Genomic DNA, 4,887 nt, shown 5'->3' with positions numbered 1-4,887 from the left:
ACCTTATTGACCGTCGCGGACTTCTCCGTGCGCAGATGTTTTTGGTCTTCATTGCTTCGACGACTACGAGCGGCTGGCTGGCCTCGACCTTGTCGCCCTCGGCGACATGCAAGGCGACGAGCAGACCCGGTATCGGGCAGCGCTAACCGCGGCCTGCACTTCCGGTCGAGGGGTTGAACACGTCCTTGGTGCGGCCACCCGATCCGGGGCCGCCGACCACGAAATGATCGATGTCGCGCATGTCGGTGCAGCTCCGTTATCAATCCGGGATCTAGGCCGGAGGCCTATTTAAACACCGCAGAGATGCAGTGAAGGTTGGAATTTTTCCTGGTAAGATTCGCAATTGTGCAAGGATGAGATCGAAATGATTTCCGAATCTTCCTTGTCGTTGCTGAAGCGGGCCTCACTGGCCGCTCAGCGGATTCGACCCGACAGGCCCAGAAGGAGCGAGAATCTGCCTCTGTATGTAACAGTCAGGGGACGTCGAACCTGGGATGGGCATGCTGAAATCGAGGCGGTACCAGAAAGCCATCAAGCGGATTTCAACGGGAGGTTCGACTGAATAATCCTTTCTTTGGCGCAGTGTCGAGCCGCGCTCGCGCCCGCGATCCGCCCGAAGGTAATTGCGTTGGCAACTGCGTTCCCGCTCCCGACATATCGCTCACCCAAAACGCCACCCGTGACTTCACCAGCGGCGAAAAGCCCGCGAATGGGGAGATTATTGTCACTTCGCACTTGCGCCTCTGAATCGATAAGCAAGCCAGCTGACGTCAGCGCGATGATTTCCGGCTTCATCTCGACACCGTAGAAGGGGGGCGTTTTAATATGCCGTAATTCGCCATTTTTAAAGAATGATTTATCAACTCCAGCGTCGCAAAAGCCGTTATATTCTTTGATTGTATTTATTAATGCCGACGCTCTAATTCCCATTGCAATGGCAAGTTGCTCAATGCTGTCCGCGCAAGCAATACTCCCCTTCTGTGCGGCTTCGGCCACCACCGATGTCTCCCAGTTCGGGCGATTAAGCTCTTCAACATCACCTTGTAAACGAGATTCCTCGTCGAATATAGCAAAGCATGATCTTCCGCTTTGAGAGGCTACCACGCCGGACATCACGGCATACGGTGCTTTCTCATTCACGAATCGTTTTCCGTCTCGATTGACGTAAATCAACCAGGAAGGAACCCTGCTTTCAAGATGGCGCTGAAAACCCGGGCTCACAAGCAGCAGGCCACGATTATGCCCTTCAATTGCAGCTTCGACTTGCAGGCCTAGCACTAAGCCATCACCTACACAGGTGTCTGCCGATATGCACCAGCTCGCCCGCCCGGCTTTCAATGCGTCTGGGTAATATTTATTCAGATAATATCGGTTATTACCAAATCCCCCGGTGGCGAGTATAACCGCATGCGAATACACATTGTCTTCGTCAGAGCGGACCCCGACCACATCGCCATTCTCGTCCGTGAGAAGTTCCTCAACGCGAGTCTTCAAAGCCACGTCTATCGCACGATCGCTCAACGCAGCATCAAGCCTTTCCACTACTGCTTCACCTAATCCGATCGGTTTGTGAGAGCGAGCGACACCCTCAACGCCACCCACGTAGAGGCCGGATACTGGAAATGAAACTCCCAGCGAAATCAACCATTCCAACGTTGGTGCGGCATTCTCTGCCAGAGCCCGAACGAGCGCAGGCTGAACCCGGTGCTGATTAAGCGCAGAATAATAATTGACCATGTCATCGCTGGAATCCTCGATACCCGCTTCCTCCTGCACCGAGGTCCCAGCCGCGTAAAATACTCCTCCTGAGAGGCGCGTCGAACCTCCTACCCTGGCGCCAGCCTCGACCAACAGCACTTTCGCACCAGCATCGTGCGCAAGGATTGCCGCGGAGATACCCGCACCGCCTCCCCCAACCACGATTACGTCATAGTCTTTGGTTGTCATCAATTCATTCTCCATGACGATCGTCGGCAAAGAAGGTTGTTGCAATCATCGGAGTGAAAATTCTCAACCCGAAGTGCCGATCAGTATACGCTCGCGTTCAGCATATAAAGGATCCTCTTTGCCGTGCTTTCCGCGCACCGCAAAGTCGTCAAACATGCTCTTACCACCCGTCTCTCCGCGAAAAACCAATTGATTCCAGTCAATCACAACTTTTCGATGGACAATCTTCCATTTACTTTCCCGTTTTTCAAAACGGTCAAGATAGCGACCGCCGATGGTTCTATCATACAATCTGTCATTCTCATCCCGACCAGTCGTATAAGCGATAAAGTAACTTTCGCCAATCGCGGCAAGTTCATCCGACTCAAGAACCACGGTCGTAATGTAATGCATACCCGTTATGTGCCGAGATACTAACGGTAAAATATAATCACAGAATTCCATCGCATCGCCATTGAATAAACCGTGCTCATCAACGGCACCCGGATGGTATATACTGCGCAACGCACCTTCATCACACCGATCTATTCCGCGGCAATACGTCATTATGACGTCTTTGATCTCCTGCTGATCAATTAGTCGGGCGACAGCCATAGGATCAGATTCGCTTCGGAAATTTCCGGGACCGCCTATGGCTGAATATTGGGATCGGAATTCTGCAAGCTCCCCTTCGTCGCTCCGGGCTTGCGGCGCCCCCCCATTCAACTGGCTCTTTTCCTGGCCCGTAGGTGGAACTTCCCGGCTCCAATCTATCGACACTAATCTAGTGCGAATCCACCATCGTCCCGCAGACCAAACAAAAGAGTCAAGATATCTGCCACCTACCGTTATATCAATAGCGTCGGCGCCACTGCCCCTTATCATGAATGCAACGAAGTAGGTTTCACCGAAGGCGAGATCGCCCTTCATTTCTACCAAGCTATTGCCAATTGTGTGGAGCGTCGAATCGAAACTCCTGATGGACGCGAATACATCTGAACAGAACTCGGATGCGGGACCGCTAAAAGATCCATAACAAACCGTCGCATCGCTGTAGAAAACTGAGCGCAGCAGGCTATCGTCGCATCTGTTAATCGCCCTGCAATAACTTGCGAGCAGGTCTTCGATCTCTACTTTCGCAATGCTATCCACGGTCTTGGCATTTTGCGTATCCATGTAGGATCTTTCTTACTTTGTGCTCCGTAGAATTATCGCTTTAAGCGCCGTTTACTTTAGGAAACACTTAAATAGCGATCTATCTCCGTGTGATAGTGCCTAATTCGCGACTCCTGTTCGCAAAGAACCACGCCTTCATACCCCTTTGAGCGCATACCCGGCTGCACTTTGATAATATTTTCATAATCCTGATAACCGACAAGCCCCAACCCCGACCTCTGCTCCTCCTCGGTCCTGAGGATCTGGCGAGGCGGACGGGTATATTTATCAAGGTTAACGTCCGATCGCCAATCGAGATATGCATCCCGAGGCGACAGGCCCGCTAGTTCAGGATGAACCAGGTTGAGGACATCGAAGAAACACTTCTCTGGATCGGTAGGATGAGGCCGCCACCGCTGGACCAACGCACCTTCAGGGTAAATTCCTATTTGGACATTCGGAAAGATTCCGTAATTCCAGGAATCCACAAGTTGGCTATCATGGTAGGATGAGCAATCATGCCCTTTCGCCTCAAATTTCGAACGCATTGCGCTGGCAATTGCCGATCGTACGCTGGAAAGATTGCCGGTAAAGTCGGCGTCGTCTAAGCCGGCGACGCTCAGCATGCCTTTGAGGTCGTCGTTGAGGGACTCCTGGTCCAACCACCGCGGACTGATCCGTCCGAAGGCCACCAAAAAGCGACTGACACCCTTATCATATAGGTCGATCTGGACATTGTAATCATCCATCGCGCCGGTAATCTGTGGATGCAATACGTGCACATGATAGGCTTCGTAGAACACGTCGGCGGCCGTTTTCCAGTTGACGGGCCATTCCACCGTTACTTCCTTGACCACTTTCATCTTCGGAATGTCGAACGGGGCAAAATGTTCGGGGATGATACCCAAAGCATCCTTAAGCGGCGGGGCAGAAGAATCAATTGTGAGGAAGATCATTCCGTTTTCCGTCTCACAACGGACCCGTTTCAACCCTAAATCCCCACAAAGCGCCTCAGGACGGAATGTTTCTCTGTCCGTGACCTGCTTCAAGCTGCCATCGAGTCCATATTGCCAGCCATGAAATGGGCAAGTGAAGCTATCAGCAACGCTGCCAAAATCGCCTTCCACCAGACGGCGACCTCGATGCTGACATACGTTATAATACGCCTCAACGGAGCCTTCACCGGTACGCACAATCAGAAATGACTCGGGACCAAGATCATAAGTGAAATAGTCACCAATATCCGGAATGTCTGAAGAGAAACCGGCAAAGTTCCAAATACGCGACCACATCTTATCCCATTCTCGAGCCATGAACTTAGGAGAATAGTATCGAGACGGATCAATTGGATCAGTACCTTCGTCGATAAACGGCGCTTTTTTTAAAAGGGGAAAGTCACTTACCTCAGGTTCTAGTACGATACCCTGACGGAAGTCGAAGTCCTGCTTCACGTTCATTTTCTCACTCCATCAATTTCTAGAATCTGACCGTAAACTCAGCCCCATATGTTCGCGGGGGGCTGAACCGGCCGAAGGTAGTGATAACTCCAACCGGGAACGACATCATCACGTAACGCTGGTCGGTGAGGTTCTTGCCCCACAGCGCCAGGCTGAAACGCTCGTCCTCCGTGGTCAATGTGACGCTCCCATCGACGAGGTTCGTAGCTTCCCGCGGAATGATGTTCTGGGTATTAACCTCCATGGTAGACGTATAGGAATAGCTCACATTAAACAGTATTGATCCAAAGTCGCTCAGATAGGTTTCGTAGCTCGGATTTACATTGATGCTCCATTTTGGAGCCCTGGG

The 4,887-nt window shown here is 51.7% G+C and carries 4 protein-coding genes and 1 pseudogene; all 5 read right to left on the bottom strand.

Annotated elements, in window-relative coordinates:
- The coding region (locus tag L3X40_RS20935; protein ID WP_445177228.1) for a biotin/lipoyl-containing protein at positions 1-112 on the bottom strand (112 nt) is incomplete at its 3' end.
- Between the two features lie 419 nt (positions 113-531).
- A complete protein-coding gene (locus tag L3X40_RS20930) occupies positions 532-1,947 on the bottom strand; it encodes an FAD-dependent oxidoreductase (RefSeq protein WP_237367291.1) in 1,416 nt (471 codons plus the stop codon).
- Between the two features lie 63 nt (positions 1,948-2,010).
- Complete coding sequence (locus tag L3X40_RS20925) at positions 2,011-3,102, bottom strand: nuclear transport factor 2 family protein (protein ID WP_237367290.1); 1,092 nt, start codon at positions 3,100-3,102, stop codon at positions 2,011-2,013.
- A gap of 56 nt (positions 3,103-3,158) precedes the next feature.
- Positions 3,159-4,538 (bottom strand): aromatic ring-hydroxylating oxygenase subunit alpha, encoded by a 1,380-nt coding sequence (locus tag L3X40_RS20920; protein WP_237367289.1) that lies wholly within the window; start codon positions 4,536-4,538, stop codon positions 3,159-3,161.
- Positions 4,539-4,557: 19 nt separating this feature from the next.
- Positions 4,558-4,887: pseudogene (locus L3X40_RS20915) on the bottom strand (TonB-dependent receptor); the annotation flags it as partial.

The sequence above is a fragment of the Rhizorhapis sp. SPR117 genome (genome assembly GCF_021742065.1).
The sequence above is the reverse complement of the archived record's forward strand: the minus strand, read 5'-3'. Positions and strand labels throughout refer to the sequence as shown.